This is a genomic window from Bacteriovorax sp. HI3, from assembly GCF_059738875.1.
Window position 1 is genome coordinate 3,112,806 of sequence record NZ_AP026946.1, and the last position, 13,863, is coordinate 3,126,668.

At 40.8% G+C, this 13,863-nt stretch carries 13 protein-coding genes; all 13 read right to left on the reverse strand.

Annotated features, from left to right (window positions below):
* Positions 1-16: 16 nt before the first annotated feature.
* Positions 17-1,183 carry a glycosyltransferase gene (locus tag AC6JA8_RS15400; protein ID WP_497974601.1) on the reverse strand — a complete coding sequence of 389 codons (1,167 nt, stop codon included), beginning with the start codon at positions 1,181-1,183 and terminating at the stop codon, positions 17-19.
* Positions 1,184-2,338, reverse strand: coding sequence for a DUF3108 domain-containing protein (locus tag AC6JA8_RS15405; protein ID WP_497974602.1), 1,155 nt, complete (start codon positions 2,336-2,338; stop codon positions 1,184-1,186).
* 10 nt (positions 2,339-2,348) lie between these two features.
* A complete protein-coding gene (gene lpxK, locus AC6JA8_RS15410) occupies positions 2,349-3,419 on the reverse strand; it encodes a tetraacyldisaccharide 4'-kinase (RefSeq protein WP_497974603.1) in 1,071 nt (356 codons plus the stop codon).
* Positions 3,391-4,542: a lipid-A-disaccharide synthase gene (gene lpxB, locus AC6JA8_RS15415; RefSeq protein WP_497974604.1), complete on the reverse strand. Its 1,152-nt coding sequence runs from the start codon at positions 4,540-4,542 to the stop codon at positions 3,391-3,393. Before lpxB ends, lpxK begins: the two co-directional genes overlap by 29 nt.
* Positions 4,542-5,492 (reverse strand): Gfo/Idh/MocA family protein, encoded by a 951-nt coding sequence (locus AC6JA8_RS15420; RefSeq protein ID WP_497974605.1) that lies wholly within the window; start codon positions 5,490-5,492, stop codon positions 4,542-4,544. Before AC6JA8_RS15420 ends, lpxB begins: the two co-directional genes overlap by 1 nt.
* 8 nt (positions 5,493-5,500) lie before the next feature.
* On the reverse strand, positions 5,501-6,292 hold the full coding sequence (gene lpxA / locus AC6JA8_RS15425; protein WP_497974606.1) for an acyl-ACP--UDP-N-acetylglucosamine O-acyltransferase: 792 nt from the start codon (positions 6,290-6,292) through the stop codon (positions 5,501-5,503).
* Positions 6,293-6,315: 23 nt separating this feature from the next.
* A complete protein-coding gene (locus tag AC6JA8_RS15430) occupies positions 6,316-6,807 on the reverse strand; it encodes a 3-hydroxyacyl-ACP dehydratase FabZ family protein (protein WP_102244708.1) in 492 nt (163 codons plus the stop codon).
* Between the two features lie 19 nt (positions 6,808-6,826).
* Positions 6,827-7,867 carry a UDP-3-O-(3-hydroxymyristoyl)glucosamine N-acyltransferase gene (gene lpxD, locus AC6JA8_RS15435; RefSeq protein ID WP_497974607.1) on the reverse strand — a complete coding sequence of 347 codons (1,041 nt, stop codon included), beginning with the start codon at positions 7,865-7,867 and terminating at the stop codon, positions 6,827-6,829.
* Positions 7,868-7,951: 84 nt separating this feature from the next.
* A complete protein-coding gene (locus tag AC6JA8_RS15440) occupies positions 7,952-8,458 on the reverse strand; it encodes an OmpH/Skp family outer membrane protein (RefSeq protein WP_158649709.1) in 507 nt (168 codons plus the stop codon).
* Positions 8,459-8,476: 18 nt separating this feature from the next.
* Complete coding sequence (bamA, locus tag AC6JA8_RS15445; RefSeq protein ID WP_102244711.1) at positions 8,477-10,762, reverse strand: outer membrane protein assembly factor BamA; 2,286 nt, start codon at positions 10,760-10,762, stop codon at positions 8,477-8,479.
* 98 nt (positions 10,763-10,860) lie between these two features.
* The gene (locus AC6JA8_RS15450; RefSeq protein WP_497974608.1) at positions 10,861-11,532 is read right to left on the reverse strand and encodes an ABC transporter ATP-binding protein; all 672 of its coding nucleotides are present in this window, start codon (positions 11,530-11,532) and stop codon (positions 10,861-10,863) included.
* Complete coding sequence (locus AC6JA8_RS15455) at positions 11,529-12,731, reverse strand: ABC transporter permease (protein WP_497974609.1); 1,203 nt, start codon at positions 12,729-12,731, stop codon at positions 11,529-11,531. The genes AC6JA8_RS15450 and AC6JA8_RS15455 overlap by 4 nt, the downstream gene beginning before the upstream one ends.
* Positions 12,718-13,843 (reverse strand): peptide chain release factor 2 gene (gene prfB, locus AC6JA8_RS15460; RefSeq protein WP_497976888.1). Its coding sequence is split into 2 segments (ribosomal slippage): positions 12,718-13,770 and positions 13,772-13,843, totalling 1,125 coding nucleotides; the frame shifts between segments, so codons are not numbered across the junction. Before prfB ends, AC6JA8_RS15455 begins: the two co-directional genes overlap by 14 nt.
* Between the last annotated feature and the right edge of the window lie 20 nt (positions 13,844-13,863).

Below are 13,863 nucleotides of genomic sequence, written 5' to 3' on the forward strand. Positions count from 1 at the left end.
GTGTTTAATCTTAGCTCTACTTCTTCCTGAAAAGACGAACCCTTCTCTGAACTGATTTTGAATAAAGACTCATAAGCTGTGATTTATAACTCTTGTATGAATGTTCGCGCTCGATGAAATATTTGTAGAGTCTGGTTTTCTCTCTATAAACCGCGCGACCGAGAATCATCTTCTCCCATTTATCACGCAGCTCTCTTGCATCGAAGAGCTTATAAGTCTCTCCGACGCCTTCATACTCTTCGATTAAGTCTTTGCTACAAAAGTTACGAGTTAAGACTGCCGGCACTTCGTGAATAAGAGCAGAAATTGCATGGTCTTCAATCAATTCGTCTGGTGAATTACTCACCCATAGATCAAGGCGTGAGATAACTCCGACAATGTCTTGAGTTGTAACGAAAAGAACATCTTCCTGCAGATCTTGCTCCTGAATATCCCTCATTAAATTAGGAAGCAGAGACATGCTTTGGAAATCCACAGGGGAAATCAATACCAGCTTACTCCTTTTACCACCCGGCTCTTTTTGGTTAATGACTTTAAGGGCCGCGAGGATGGGAGTAATGTGTTTGTGATCGCTCAATCCCGGCGAAACGTAAGTCCCGGCCAGGAAGTAATCTTTATAAAGTTCAAAGTTCACCGCGATTTGAAGAGGGTTAATCGCCTCTTCGTACTTGATCCCCAACCCAAAATACTCGATCTTTTTGAGAGGCAGACCTAAGTTCCCAAGGGCATCTTGTAATAAGTTTTTATTAGCGAGAATCAATGAATCAATACGCGAGATCAGTGGTCTGTACCAAAAGCGCTGAAGAGGCTTATCGATACTATGATCCTGAGTCACTACCAGTGCTGTGATATTTTGTCTCTTAAGCTGAAAAGACAGTGAACATAAAAGAGTGAAGTCGTAGCAGTGAACGATATCAATGTGACTTTTCTTAAAGGCCTGTCCCAAAGTTAGATGCTTATGAAAGCGCAGGAAACGATTAATAAAATGCGGTTTATAAGGAATAATTTCGATCTCTAAATGCTTTGCTACTTTTGCCGCAAAAGAGTCTTCGTAGGTGTAGAGATAAACATTATACCCGTGACCTTTTGCTTGAATGATATCGCGAAAAGCGAAGCGCTCCTTCGTATTCCAGGCCTTGCTGGGCAGGACGTAAAGAATATTTCTGGAGTACTTATTCTTCAATTACTGAACCTTGATTCCCGGTTTGTATTCTACCAGTTCCCCGTAGACTGATCCGATTTTGATCTTGGCCTGGAACTTTAGCAGTTTTCTTTCTGGATCATTTCCGTACCAGAAGATAATGTCGCCGCTCTTTTTAAGAACACCAGGAAAATTTGTTTCAGCTCTGATTTTAATGGCCTTCACTTCTTTGTCTGCGACATTAATAGTGTCTTCACCCATCACTTCAACTTTTAGAAGCCAGAATTTACCACGAGTCACTACCGGGAATTCATAGATGTCACCTTTATTTAAAGGGAGACCTCTTACCAGTTGAAGGGCCGAGAAAGAATCCTGGGATAAACTTGGAATAGGAGCATTGATCTTCTCATCCTTATTTGATCCTTCCTTCACACGTTTATACCAGTGGTACGTCATCATTTTTTGGAAATCAAAAAGTTGAAGGTCATCAACGTTTTGTTTTTTCTCTCTTTGAATCAAGGAATACTTCATTGGAAGAAAAGTTTCTTTTTCAACATAGCTGTCTAGTCTATCGTCCAGCCAGTAGAAGTAACGATAAGAATCACTTGATTTAAAACGAGCGTAAAAATGAAAAGCTTGTTTGTTATTTAGCGAAACCACTTCTTTAGAAAGGATCGTAATATAACCAGCAGTCACCCCAAGGTAGCTGATGGCCATAATAGATTGTTCACCTTGATAGAATACAGGTTTAAATTTGCTCCACACAGCTTTGGATTTAGCATCGTAAGCTTTATATTCTTCCGGATAATCAGCGGGTAGAACTGGATTTAAGTAATTGCTCGAAGTTGTTTGAGTCGCAGGTTTCGCAACCGCTTTAGCTTCTTTGCTTGCTGTTGTCTCTTTAGTCTCAGTGTCTTTCACTACAGGAGTTTTAGCTTTTGAAGCCTTTCCTTTCGTTTTCTTTTGAGCTGCCGCCAGAGCTTCTGCTGCGACTCTTTCTTCTTCCGCTCTTTTTTGTTCTTCAAGTGATTGGGTCTTATAACTTTCGGCCTGCTCTTTTTCTACATCAAATGCAGTGACTAGGTCCGAGCCTTCAGGTTTCTGTAAAAGAACTGATTTCTCTTCTTCATAATTAGTCGCACAGCTGGTTACGGCCAGGCAGCAAAGGAAAAATAAAGCTGATTTAAAATTCTTCATAACATTTACCTTAGTATAAATTTTGAAAGCACGAATCGATAACCTTTGTCGTTGCTTCCTCTCCACTTAAGAATTGGATATCGACTTCCAAAAAGACGATCGTATCGTCCTCAATAATTTTTTTAATTCTCACCATGTCTTTTTCAGTCGTCACGAGAAGTGCATCTTCTGACTTAGCATAAGATAAAAGAGCGTTGATCTCATCTGGCTTGAAGTAATGGTGATCCGGGAACGACTCAGTCACAATAACTTCGGCCCCTAGTTCTTCAAGTAATTTATAGAATGATTGTGGGTTGGCGACGCCTGCGACACAAATCACTTTGCGCCCTCTAATCTCTTCCGCTTTTAAAACCAACTCATTGGCCGCATTGTAAAAACCGTTTGGCCTGAAGCCTACTTCTGCAAACTCAACTCCTACTGGAAGATGAGGCTGAAGGAATTTTTTTAGTGTTTTAATTTTTTCAGCAGGAACTACGTCAGCTTTTCCGATGACAACTAAGTCAGCATCTTTTAAACCTTGGAATCCTTCGCGCATATAACCTAGCGGTGCCACACGGTAGCGGAACATCGGCATTGTTGCATCAAAAAGAACAATGTTGAGCTTGCGTTTGATCTTAATGTGCTGGTGACCGTCGTCTAATAAAACGACATCTGGTTCTACTTTTGGGAAATAGAAACTTAAGTTTTCACTACGTCTCTTTCCTACAACAATCGTAGCGTCTTCCAGTCTCCTGGCAAATAAAAGGGCTTCATCACCGTAATCTACCGGATCTGGTGCCATCATCTTTCCTGACATGATTAGACCACTGGAATTTTCCAGTTTACCTTTATAACCGCGCATAAGAATCATGACTCTTTTATTTCTCTTGTGAAGATACTCAGCAAGCCAAAGAGTGAAAGGAGTTTTTCCCGTTCCACCAAACGTCAGGTTGCCAATTGAAATGATAGGAACTTGAAATGATCTTTGCCTGAAAATTCCGTAGTCGTAACAAGCTCTACGAAAAAAATAAACCGATTCCCAAATCCAAGACAATGGAGATAACAAAAGTCTTTTAATGAGAGGTATCGATTTTTTTTCCATAAGAGTTATCTATTACATCGGCCATATATTGTGGAACGCTCATGGGCTCACCACGGACCTGGTCTTTCGTTTGTTGAAGCCAGCTTAAAAGCTGCATATACTCGGTTTTATTATAATACCAAAACCTTAAATACGACACGATATTATAGGCGCTCACCTGATCCTGAAGGAACTCAGGAAAAACCGAACGATTCTGTACGATATTGGCAAGACTGATAAACCAACGGTAGCTCACCAGATTCTCAAAAATAAATTGATTTAAGAGCGACGTTTTATAACAAACGATAGTCGGAAGTTCGTACAATGCACATGTCAATGTCACTGTCCCACTCGCCGCCAGAGAAAAATCGGCCTTTTTCAGAGCGAGCGTCAGGTCTTCATTACTAAACTCTTCATCGATAAATTCAGCGTAAGGTTCAAAAAGCTCCTTGGGCACAGAGCTCGATTTTACAATCGAGACATGCAGAGGAATCTCCTTCCTTAAATGCCTGATAGATTCAATAAAGATTGGGAGTAGCTTTTCCACTTCAAACTTGCGCGAGCCTGGTAAAAGCAGCAGGCGCACCGGAGAATGAAGTTCACTTTGTTTTTTAAAACTCAACAGGTCATTTTTATAAGTTGTCCACAGCGGGTGATCAACACTGACCACTCTCTTAACTCCTCTGTCTTGAAACCATTTTTTCTCAAAAGGTATAATGGTAAAAAGAGTGTGAACAGAACGGGCAATTTTTTTAACTCTATACTCTTTCCAGGCCCAGGCCTGTGGGGCCACATAATATAAAACTTCTACACCCAGCTCTTTGAGTTTGCCGGCAAGTTTCATATTGAATGACTGGAAATCAACTAAAATAGCGGTCTTGGTATTTCTTCTCTTAACTTCTTCAACAATGTGGTTCATCGCCTTGTAGTAAAAAGGAATTTTCGTGATGACTTCACTATAGCCCCACGAAGAAAAGTCATTTAAATGATAAAGAAGCTCTAAACCTTCGCGCTTTAATTCATCTCCCCCGACACCATAAAAACTGGTACCAGGAGAAGACTTTTTTAGATCATTAAAAAAACTTAGAGTATGCTCTTCGCCGGATTTTTCTCCAGCGATGATCAGGCACGACTTCTCACTCATTAAAGCATGACCTCAATATTTTTGCGGGCACTTTCTAAAACTTTATCAATCAACCTGACAGCAGTCAGACCATCTTCTAAAGAGATGATCGGTGCTTTTTTGTTGGCAATCGAGCTGTAAAAATTTTTATGCTCAAGAAGTAAATGATCGCGTTTTTCATAGTTAGCAGTGTTGACGAATTCAGGTCCCGCTTCTTTTCCAAGGGCCTCTGAAATTTCGTTTCTCATCAGGTCCACAAGAAGAGTTCCTGCGTGATTTGAAATCTCCAGCTCGCGCACTTCCTTAGTCTGGTTGCGACCAACGGTAATCGTGGCACGGTTTCCTGACTTGAATTTAAAATTAGCGGTTACATAATCGTAGTGCGAAGTTCTCATTTTAAAGCCCATCGCCTCTACACTTACCGGTGTTTCCCCAAAGAGATAAACCAGAAGATCCAGGTCGTGGATCATTAAATCCTGAACAACATCTACATCTGTCGCACGGCCTTTAAAAGGGGCCACACGCCTTAAAGTGATGTGTGCTGGAGCATCGAAGAAATGCTTGTACTCGTTTTTTCTCTCCCATGCCTGGTGGAATCTTTCCGAGTGACCAACTTGTAAAATCACCGGGTGTGCTTTTAGAAGCTCTTGTAGTCTTAAGGCCTGCTCAGTTGTTTCTGTTACTGGTTTCTCACAGAAAACATGCTTATCGTGTTTTAAAAGGTATTCTACGATTTCATAGTGAAATGATGTCGGCGTAACAACGACTCCGGCATCAATATCATTGATACATTTTGAAATATCATCAACAATCGTCGCATTCGGGTGCGCCTTCTTAGCCGCTTCCTGTCCTGCTGGGAATTTTTCAACGATGTATTTTAGTTCTGCCACCTCTGGAAAACTCTCCGCTTTTTGAGCGTGCCATTTTCCCAGGTGACCATATCCAATTACTGCAACTCTAATTTTGCTCACAAAAATCCTTATGGGTTAAACGGCGCGATTCCGATTTCAGATTTTTTAATCTGTTCAACCATTTCAATAACAACACGATTGTCTTTGTATTCGGCCATTAATTCTGCATTTTCCACGAATGAACGAGGAGAAAGGTTTGAAGACTCGATTGTTCTTAGGAAATCGACAACTTCAGAAATTTCCTGTTTGCTGTACCCCTGGCGTTTCATACCAATGATGTTGATACCTTTTAAGTGAGCGCGGTTCCCCATTGCTGTACAAAATGACGGGATATCGCGATCAAGTGCCGAAGCTCCACCGATGTAAGCTCCACGTCCAAGTGAAACGAACTGCTGGATTTGAGTTCCACCGCCGATGATCACTCTATCGCCGATTTTTACGTGACCAGCAAAGTTCGTCGAGTTAGCGATTGTACAGTTGTTTCCAACCACTACATCGTGACCAGCGTGAACGTAGGCCATGAATAAACAGTTATCACCAATCTTTGTGATTTGGTTTTCTTTTAAAGTCCCGCGGTGAATTGAGCAGTACTCTCTAAAAGTATTATTGTTTCCAATCACTGTGCGAGTTGGCTCACCTTTGTAAGAGTTATCCTGTGGAGGTGCTCCAATTGAACAGCCTTGGAAGAATTTATTATTTTCTCCAATCGTTGTATGTCCATCTACCACGACGTGAGAAAAAAGAACTGTATTAGCTCCGATCTCTACGTTTGGTCCAACGATACAGAAAGGTCCAACCTGAACTGTCTCGTGAAGTTTTGCATTTTTGTCTACGATTGCACTTGGGTGAATATTGCTCATAAACTATTCCTTGTTATTTATGCTTAAAGCATCTTTAGTGAAGCAAGAACCGTCGCCTCACTCATTAATTGGTCATTGTGATAAAGTTTACATTCGCTGGTAATCATCGGTCCTCTGATCTTCAGAGTTTTTGTCACTAGCTTTAAATCCATTTCCGGAAGAACTGGTTTTCTAAAACGAGCTTCATTGATTCCCAAAAGGGCCACATCCATTTTCATGTTGAATGGGTTTTCATTAACTAATAAAACGATAAAGCTCGTCGCTTGGGCCATCATTTCAACCTGAACAACTCCAGGAAGAATCGGGTAATCTGGAAAATGTCCGGCAAAAATCGCATGGTCTTTTTTCGTTCTGTAGTGAGCGACAACTTCTGCGTCCTGGATTTCTTTAATATCGAAAATCTTTCCTTGAATGATTTCTTTTCCTGGAACAACGACCGATTCAACAGAATCGATAAACAGGAATGGGTCTCTATGAGGAAGGATTTGTTTAACTTGTTCAGTAGTCAGTAACATTGAGCGTTCTCCTAAATAACTATTCACTTTTATCTTTTGAGGAAGAGAGCGAGTGCTTTCTAATATAGGCCACTCCTTTCATCCATTCTTTAATATTTCTCGCTGGGAATCCTCCCAGGACTTCTCCATCTTCAACGTTGTTAATGACACCTGCGCCACCGGCAATTTGCACGCCTTTACCGATCTTTAAACCGTTAGCAGCTTTTGCATCTCCACCGAAAACAGTGTAATCACCAATCGTTGTACTTCCACCAAGACCTGCTTGTCCACAAAGGATAACACCTGTTCCAAGCTTGCAGTTGTGGCCAATTTGAACCATGTTATCAATCTTAGAGCCTCTTCCAATTTTTGTCGGAGAGAACGTTCCAGAATCAACACAAGTCGCAGCTCCAATTTCCACATCGTCTTCAATGATCACGCTTCCCATGTGCCACACTTTGTGGTGAACACCTTTTGAGAAGTTGTAGCCAAAACCATCCGCACCGATCACGCAGTTAGCGTGAATGCGAACGTTGTTGCCAATTTTTACATTTCTATAGATGGTCGTGCCTGGGAAAATTTCTGTTCCTTCTCCCACAGTCACACCAGACATCAAAGTGACACCTGAATGAATTTTCGTATTCTCAGCAATCGTTACGTTCTCGCCGATAAAAGCACCTTGAGCAATCCACACACTTGGGTGAATAGAAGCTGTCCCCATCTGACGGCCATCGACCATATCATTAGGATTTCCGATTTTTTCATCGTAAAAAGGTTTTGAAAGAAAAGACATCGCCAGGTTAACGTCAGCAACTGTCGCGACCCACCACGCTTTTTGTTTGATCAGTTCAAGTTGATCAGGACTAACTAAATCAAAAAACTTCCTCTCAATGATCACACCGATATGAAGAGCATCTTCACTTTGAAGAAAGTCGGCCATGAAATTTTTATTTTTAATAAAATAGATATGACGAGGCAGATATTCTGTGGAATCGGTAATCCCTTCAACCGCGAGTGCTTCGTCGGATTCGGTGATTAATTGAAAACTTTGTTCGAACTTAATTAGGTTTCCTAGTTTCATTAGGGACCCCTTACATAGTGAAGGGACCCGACAGTCACATTTACCATCGGGTCCCTTGCTTTATTTAAAAAAATTTACTTCTGACTATTTTGGGAATTTTTTGTTGTATGCTTTTACAACTTCATCAGTCAGGTCTTTTTCAGACTTAGCGTATAGGATTGGAGCTGTCGCTGCTTCATACACTAGGTCAACATCTGATGCTTTTGAAACTTCATCAACAACAGATTTAACTCTCTCTAGGATTGGAGTTTTTAGTTTTTGTTCCATATCCTGGATTTCTTTTTGGAAACCAGCAGTTTTTTGTTGGATCGCGATGATCTTTTCCTGGATTTCTCTTTCTTTCTTAGCTTTTTCTTTATCGTTGATTACAGATGCTTTCTTTGAGTAGTCATCTTGTAGTTTTTTGATTGAATCTTCTTCTTTCTTTAAGATAGCTTGCTTCTCATCGAAAGATTTTTTTAGTTGGTCGCGTACAGCAACACCTTGGTTAACTGTGATTAGAACTTTTTGTACGTCAACTTTACCTACTGTAACTGCTGAAAAAGCAGAAGTTGTCATTACAAGGGCCAAAGTAGCAATAAGTGCTTTCATCGAATACTCCTTCATATTTTAGAATAATTGTCCTATATCAAAGTGGAATTGAGAACCTTGTTCTTTGAATTTTCCAGTTAAAGGATAACCGAATTCAAAGCGCAGAACCCCAATTGGCGAGAACCATCTAAATCCAAATCCATAATCAGTATAAACCTTAACGTTTTTCAAGTCACCTGCATGCCCAGCATCAAAGAAAAGAACCCATTTTAGTCCGGCTTCTCTTGAAAGTGGATGCTGCAACTCGAAATTAGTAAACGACATGAACTGTCCACCCAGGTTGAAGTCTTGGACAACTCCATCTGTTCCTTTCATACGTGTCGTTGGCCCGATATCTTCATATGAGTAACCGCGAAGGTTTCTCGATCCCCCAAGTGTGAACTTTTCAGTTCTTGGGATTTTTCTTGAATCAACCTGGTCGATTTTCCCAGCGTAGAAACGAGTTCTGAAAATCAAGTCACCAATAACTGGGTAATAACCACGGCCTTCAGCTTCGTTCTTTAGCCATTTTTTGTCACCACCAACACCTGTGTATTCTGTTGAATAACTCAGGTAATACCCTTTTCTCGGGTCAGACCTGTCGTCGCGCTTGTCGTGTACAATAGATGTTTGGATAGAAGAGGCCAGACCATTTTCAAGTGCTTTATCAATTGTCGGGTCATCAACAGATTTAATTGTTGTGTCTTCTAATTTGTATGTCACGTAAAGGTTCGTAAACGTCATGATTGGATAACCCACTCGAACGTTTAAACCCTTTCTTCTTTCGCTATATGAAGAAGACGTATCGTTATTCGAAACGAAAACCCCTCCACCAAGAAGCCATTTTGTATCTAAGAAATACGGCTCAGTGAAATCGACACTGAAAGTGTTTGAAGACTTTGCCAGGTTTAAGCTAAAAGATAAGTTCTGCCCCATCCCTCTAAAGTTAGACTGAGTCACTGATGCCTGGAAGAATCCACCTGTTGCAGTTGAGTAACCAGCACCAAGAGAGATCTGCCCAGTGTTCTTTTCTTTTACAGAAACTTCTACATCAAGAACATCTTCTTTATCTTTAGGAGACACAGTGTTGAATACGATTGAATCCGGCTCATAGAAACCTAAACGTTGAACGTTTTCTCTCGATTGACGAAGAGCTGTTCCGTTGAATTTCTGGCCTTCTTTAATTGTGATCTCGCGACGGATAACTTTATCGCGCGACTTTGGGTTCCCTTTAATTTTTACGCGTCCAAAGTAAGCGATCTTCCCTTTTTCGAATGAGAACTCTACGTCTACTTTGTTTTCGCCCGGAACAACATTCAGGTTACGGATAACGTTGGCAAACGCGTATCCTTCATCCTGGTACATTTCCGTTAGCATCTGGATATCTTTTCTTAGTGATTCTTCAGAGTAAGTTTCCTGCTCTTTTAGAACCATTTTCTCGTGAAGTTCATTTTCTGGAAAAAGCACTTCGCCCTGAAAAGTAATCTTATTAACAGTAAACTGAGGTCCCTCAGTCATCTTCATCGTAATGAAGACCCATTTTTTATCTTCAGAGACAGTAATCTCAGGAGTTCCAATATTGATCTGAAGGTAACCCTTCATGCGGTAGAAATACTTAAGTCTCTCAATGTCGTTTTGGAAATTGATCTCTTTAAAGTTTCCTGTTCCCGACATGAATGAGAACAAGCTGTCTTCTTGAGTTTGAAGAATGCTTTTTAGTTCTTCGTCTTTAAAGGCCACGTTCCCAAGGAAGTTGATCTTTTTAACTTTAACTTTGTCGTATTCTTTAATGTTGAAAATAAGCTCAGTGTTTTCATCGTTGATTTTCTTTTCCTGGAAATCAACAGAAGCAAGGAAGTACCCTTTTTCTTCGTAGAATTTTAGAAGGCCTTGAACGTCACTCTTAATTGTTGTCGTATCAAGAATCGAAAACACTTTTGATTTAACTTGCCCTTTTAGATCGTCGTCTGAAAGTCCGTCGTTACCTTCGAAAGTGATTTTTGTAATGATTGGTTTTTCTTTTAGAACAAAACGCAGAACGTTTTGTCCGTTGTCAGTATCCTGATGAGCTTCAACGCTCTCAAAATATTTCATTGAATAGATTTTTTCTAAATCTTTTTTCAGCAGGTAATTGTCGAGAGTCATCCCTGGACGAGAACCGATTTTTTCTAAAACAGCTTCCTTTTCTACTTTTTTGATACCTTGAACGTCGATGCGATCAATCTTAAAAAGATCGACACGGGCGCCTAAGTCTTCGGCTGCATAAGAGTGACCGATGAGTGAAAGGGTTAAAAAAAAGAATAACGAGATAAATCTCAGAGACATCAAATCTCCACTGTCCGATTAAAAAACTAAGTTATTAAAAGTAACAAGAAAAGCCGGTGGTGGAAAGTTCTTTTACTCTAAAAAGCACAATGAGAAACTCATTGCGTTACAAGAACTCCATCCTTCATAAGAAGCTGATTGGAAAAGCTTTGTGCGATCTGTGGGTCGTGAGTGACAACGACAAGTGTAGCGCCGAATTCACGCGCTAATGATCTCAATAGTTGAATAACCTTTTGCGAGTTCTCCGAATCTAAATTTCCTGTTGGCTCGTCGCAAAGAAGTAGCTTTGGTTTTAATGACAATGCGCGAATGATATTGATTCGCTGTTGCTCTCCACCAGAGAGCTCGTACGGGTATTTTTCTAAACAATGCTCAACCTGTAAAAGTTTGGCCAGCGAGATGGCCCTTTCTTTCACTTCATCCGTATACACTCCCCCTAGCCTTGCCGGCAGAAGAATGTTTTCTAAACAATTCATTGATGAAAGTAGAAAGTGAAACTGGAAAACAAATCCCACATAACGGTTGCGGTATAAGGCCAGTTCTTCATCGTTTAATTCACTTAAGTTTTTTTGATTCACAATCACCTTCCCTTCTGTTGGACGCTCAAGTCCTCCCAGAAGATAAAGCAATGTCGATTTCCCGGAACCAGAAGCTCCACGAATGAGATACTCTTCACCGGCATTCATAGTCACAGTCACGTTATTTAAAGCATGAGACTTCGTATAGAATTTCTTCACGTTTTCAATTTTAATCATGATGTTTGAGCTCATACAAATTCCTGACGAAGACCTTCTAAGAGACTCTTATTTCTTAGCTTGCGAAGAAGGTAGTATGTAATTAAAAGAATCCAGACCAGCGCCAGAGTGAAAACCAGGGCGTAGTCTTGCCACGATAAAAAGAGATCAATTCTCGGCATATGATAAACTTCTGCCGGCAATTTAAAAAGTGGAACATTGAGCAGAAGAAACCTGAAGAGTTGAACAAACACCATCGACAGAAGTGATGAAGCCACCCAGATGCCAAATACGAATTTCAGCCAAAGATTATTCATCGCTTTTCTTGAAAGACCCAGGGCCTTAAATAAGAAAAGCTCTTTTGATTTTTTCTCGTTGATAAAATAAATAAAGGCCAGGACATTAAAAACAGAAATCACAACGATAAGTTGCAGGATTAAGCTGATTAAAACTTTTTCTGCCTGAACGGCTTCAATCAAAGAAGAGAACTCTCTCCAGTAAGGCTTAAAATAAAAATCCGGCTCAAACTTAAGTCTTAGGTCTGTGATTTTATCTTCAATCAGTTTTAAATCGTTGTCCCCTACTTTTGGCGGGTGCTCAACATTAAGAGCAATCGTATTTACTTTTGAACCCAATCCTTGAATGCGCTGAATATCTTCCAGTCGCATATAAATCATGCGGGCATCTTTTTGGTAAACTCCATGCGTGATAATGCGTTCAACTCTAAAGCGCGAGAGGGCCGGCATATTTTTAAATTCAGTTCCACCTTTGCCGAAGGCCAAAACAATTTCATCACCTACAGCAACATGATTGATGCGGGCAATTTCTGAACCGATAATGACTGACATTGGTGAGAGATCAAGGGGAAGACCTACGACTTTTCCATAAGAAGAATCAATCCCTTTAATTAAAACCCCGCGCGATTCATCGTTAAAAACCATGAAGCTTTCAGTTTGTACTAAGGGAGAAAATGTTTTGATATTTTCTTCATCGAGTTTTTCTCTAAGCCTGTCTGTAACCAAGAAAAAACCATAGCGAGACTGCATCGTCACATCACCGGCCGAATTTCTCAAACCGTGGCGAAGTGCGCGCTCAAATCCATCCATAATCCCGACAGTCGAAAGAATAACAGCAATAGAAAATGCCAGCCCAATCCAAACACCAATCAGGAATTTTTTCGTCGTTGGATGATCTAAAAAGAGCATCAAAAAAAGGCGAAAGTTAGTGGACTTCACTCTTTGTCCCTTCTTCAACTGTCCATCTTAAAAATGCGTCGATGAAATCATCCAAGTCACCTTCCAGGACTTTTTCGGCCTGAGAAGATTCAAAATCTGTGCGATGGTCTTTGACCAGTTTATAAGGGTGAAGAACGTAAGACCTAATCTGCGCTCCCCATGCAATATCTTTTTTATTGGCTTCGGCCTCAGCTTCTTTCGCTCTTCTTTTTTCTAACTCTAGTTCATATAAACGAGAGCGAAGAACTTTCATCGCCTGAGCTTTGTTTTGCAGCTGTGATCTTTCGTTCTGACAAACAACGACGATATTAGTTGGCAAGTGAGTAATACGAACAGCAGAGTCTGTCGTGTTTACACCCTGACCACCCGATCCACCGGCGCGGTAAACGTCGATGCGCAAATCCTTATCCAGGATTTCAATTTCAATCGTGTCATCAATTTCCGCTGAAACGAAAAGTGAAGCAAAGGATGTATGTCTTCTTCCTGCTGAATCAAATGGTGAAAGACGAACGAGCCTATGAACACCTGATTCCGATTTTAAAAGACCATAAGCGTAGGGACCCGTAATCGTCACAGTCGCCGACTTGATCCCGGCTGAATCCCCTTCCTGTGTATCGAGGATTTGCACTTTAAATTTTTTTGATTCCGCCCAACGGATCACCATACGCAAAAGCATATAGGCCCAGTCACAAGACTCTGTCCCGCCGGCACCAGCATTAACTGTAACGATAGCGTTGTTTGGGTCAAGTTCATGTGAGAGAAGAACTTTTTGTTCAGCGTGAGTGAATTCAATTAAAAAGTTTTTATAACCTTCGATCGCTTCTACGGCCGAAGACTCGTCGTTTTCGGTAGTAGCAAACTCCCAAAGAACATCAAAGTCGTCGTAGAGTTGTTTTAAATGGCCGTATGTTCTGGTGACTTCTTCCAGAACTGATTTTTCTTTCTGGATTTTGGCAGCGTTGGGAGCGTCATCCCAAAAGCCATCCATCGCTTCGATGCGAGAGATTTCTTCTAATCGATTGAGTTTTTTTTCAATCTCAAAGCGACCTCCGCAGAAGATCTAATTTCTCCGCGTAGGTTTTGATGTCGAGGCGTTTTTCATTGAGTTCAATTTTGATTTGTTCATTCATAT

What these genes read in the sequence shown, in the direction of transcription:
- AC6JA8_RS15405 (WP_497974602.1), bottom strand. Translation starts at nt 2,338, where the DNA reads ATGAAGAATTTTAAATCAGCTTTATTTTTCCTTTGCTGCCTGGCCGTA.
- lpxK (WP_497974603.1), bottom strand. Translation starts at nt 3,419, where the DNA reads ATGGAAAAAAAATCGATACCTCTCATTAAAAGACTTTTGTTATCTCCA.
- lpxB (WP_497974604.1), bottom strand. Translation starts at nt 4,542, where the DNA reads ATGAGTGAGAAGTCGTGCCTGATCATCGCTGGAGAAAAATCCGGCGAA.
- lpxA (WP_497974606.1), bottom strand. Translation starts at nt 6,292, where the DNA reads ATGAGCAATATTCACCCAAGTGCAATCGTAGACAAAAATGCAAAACTT.
- AC6JA8_RS15430 (WP_102244708.1), bottom strand. Translation starts at nt 6,807, where the DNA reads ATGTTACTGACTACTGAACAAGTTAAACAAATCCTTCCTCATAGAGAC.
- lpxD (WP_497974607.1), bottom strand. Translation starts at nt 7,867, where the DNA reads ATGAAACTAGGAAACCTAATTAAGTTCGAACAAAGTTTTCAATTAATC.
- AC6JA8_RS15440 (WP_158649709.1), bottom strand. Translation starts at nt 8,458, where the DNA reads ATGAAAGCACTTATTGCTACTTTGGCCCTTGTAATGACAACTTCTGCT.
- bamA (WP_102244711.1), bottom strand. Translation starts at nt 10,762, where the DNA reads ATGTCTCTGAGATTTATCTCGTTATTCTTTTTTTTAACCCTTTCACTC.
- AC6JA8_RS15450 (WP_497974608.1), bottom strand. Translation starts at nt 11,532, where the DNA reads ATGAGCTCAAACATCATGATTAAAATTGAAAACGTGAAGAAATTCTAT.